1 protein-coding gene is annotated in these 2,743 nt (G+C 66.6%); it reads left to right on the top strand.

Going from position 1 to position 2,743, the window contains the following annotated elements; translation table 11 throughout:
• Positions 1-537 precede the first annotated feature (537 nt).
• Positions 538-2,743 (top strand): RICIN domain-containing protein (locus tag FH610_RS45010; protein WP_240809538.1); only part of this gene is annotated, 2,206 nt, incomplete at its 3' end.

The raw sequence follows: 2,743 nt of genomic DNA, 5'->3' as shown, positions 1-2,743 counted from the left end.
GTCGGCATGCGGTCGCCCGGTCGCAGGCCCAGCCGGGCGATGAGCTCCAGCACCTGCTCGGCCGCCACCTCATAGCCCGGCCGGTATCCGCCCTCACGCTGGGTGTCGGTCACCGTGCTTCCTCCTCACGATCGCAGTAAAAGTATGACTCTGCGGGCCATGTCACCCGCAGGCTGTCCGGGACGTGGCATCGTGAGTACGAAACATTCACACGAGGCGGTCCGCCCGCGCGGGAATGCCCGTGCGGATTTCCGCTGATCAGAGACTTCTGGTCGTTACAACGAGATGACGTTTACATGCCTGCCGTGAAAATTAAGTGTTCTTAAGGTCTTGACGGGCCTCGGTGCTCGCACCGTAATTGGTAGCTGAGCACCCGGAGGACGCTTCTTCCGGGCCCCTGCGGCTGGACCACACGGCGGGTGTGTGGAGGCGTGCCGCATGCCTCCGCACCGTGGTCGGCCACGTCGGCTTCCATCACCTCACTCCACCCGGTCCCTCCTGGTGGCACGTGAGGACCGCACCACCATGGAGAAGCACGTGACCGATCGAATTGAGCATCCGTACCCACCTGTCGCGGTGTTGAGGCCGCTTCTGGTTGGTCTCGTCATCGCGGCGCTGACCGCCGCGATGACAGTCGTCGTATCGGCCACGGCAGCCCGTGCCGCCACCACGACCTTGTACGTTTCGCCTTCGGGCACCGGCAGCACCTGTTCGTCGGCTCAGCCGTGTTCGCTGTCGGGGGCGCAGACGGCGGTGCGGTCGTTGAACGGGGCGATGTCCGGTGACATCGTCGTCGAGTTGGCCGACGGGGTGTACCGGCTGTCGGCGCCGTTGCGGCTGAGCGCGGCCGACTCGGGCAGCAACGGATATCAGGTGGTGTGGCAGGCGGCCCCGTCGGCGCATCCCGTCATCAGCGGCGCCCGGGCGGTGACCGGCTGGACGCTCGCCAACCAGGCGAAGAACATCTGGCAGGCCAACGTCGGCGCCGGGATCGACACCCGGCAGCTGTACGTCAACGGCGCCCTCGCCACGCGCGCGCGTACTCAGGTGAACCGGTCCGACTTCACCGCGACCGGCACCGGTTTGAGGTTCAGCAGCAGCGCGTTGAGCTATCTGAACAACCTGGCCGGCCAGAACAGGGTCGAGCTGGAGAGCATCGGTTCGTTCACCGACCGGTACGTGCGGGTACAGAGCATCAGCGGCAACTTCATCACGATGCAGCAGCCCAGCTGGAACAACAACATCTTCGGGTACGACGTGTTCACCAGCCCGCACCGGGCGGGCCCGCTCTACCTCGAAAACGCGTACGAGTTCCTCGACGCGCCGGGTGAGTGGTACATCAACCCCGGGACCGGGGTGCTGTCCTACATCCCCCTGGCGGGGCAGAACATGAGCAGCACCAGCGTGGAGCTGCCGGTGCTGCAGTCCCTGGTGAACGTCGGGGGCACCTACGACGCGCCCGCGCACCACATCACCTTCAAGGGGATCACCTTCACCGGCACCAGCTGGCTGGGGCCCAGCAGCAACCAGGGTTTCGCCGACCAGCAGACCGGCGCCTACATCGCGGGCAACTGGAACTGGCCGTCCGACCTGCCCAGCTCGTGTCAGGAGGGCTGCCAGCAGTTCGAGGCCACCCGCCCGAACTGGTTCCAGATGCCCGCGGCGGTGCAGGTGTCGGCGGCCGACCACATCACCTTCACCGACTCACAGTTCCTCAACCTGGGACAGACGGCCGTGGGCATCGGCAACGACGCCAACGCCCACGCCAGCGGAGTCGGCCTGGGCGCCAGCGACATCACGGTCACCCGGTCGGAGATCGCCCGCAGCTCGGCCGGCGGCGTCGTGGTCGGCGGCGTGCGCGCCGACGCCCACCACCCCAGCGACCAGCGGATGGTCAACCGCAACATCACCATCACCGACAACCGCATCCACGACCTCGGGCTGGACTACCGGGGCATCGTCTCGGTCCTGACCACCTACGTCACCACGACCGACGTGTCCCACAACGAGGTCTACAACATGCCCTACACCGGCATGTCGATCGGTTACGGGTGGGGCGCCAACGAGCCCGGCGGCAGCACTCAGTACGCCAACCGGGGTCTGTACAACTACCAGCCGCGCTACACCACGCCCACCACGGCCTCGGGCAACAAGCTCGTCGGCAACTACGTGCACGACGTCATGCAGCAGATGACCGACGGCGGATGCATCTACACGCTGTCGTGGAACCCGAACGCGCTGATCAGCGACAACTACTGCCTGCGGACCAACGGCTGGTTCGGGCTCTACTTCGATGAGGGCTCCAAGTACTACACCGTCAGGAACAACGTCTTCTCCAACACCGGCACCTGGGCCACCGCCAACTACTGGGGCGGTGAGAACATGGGCAACTTCACCGTCACCGGCAACTGGTCGACCAACGGCAGCACCAACATCACCAACGGCGACCGCGGCAACGTCGTCAACAACAACGTGACCGTCACCAACGGGCAGTGGCCGTCGGGCGCCCAGTCCGTGATGGCCTCCGCCGGGCCCCGGAACGGCACGTCGACACCCTCCCCGTCGCCGTCGCCGTCGTCGCCGTCGGGCAGCACCAGCGCCCTCAAGGGTGTGGGCTCCGGGCGGTGCCTGGATGTCAGCGGGGCGTCGCAGGCCAACGGCGCGCAGGCGCAGATCTGGGACTGCAACGGCCAGGCCAACCAGCAGTGGACCTCCACCAGCGCCGGTGAGCTGCGCGTCTACG

Origin of the sequence: Microbispora catharanthi (assembly GCF_006334915.2) — a bacterium.
Lineage (GTDB): Bacteria > Actinomycetota > Actinomycetes > Streptosporangiales > Streptosporangiaceae > Microbispora > Microbispora catharanthi.
The sequence above is the reverse complement of the archived record's forward strand: the minus strand, read 5'-3'. Positions and strand labels throughout refer to the sequence as shown.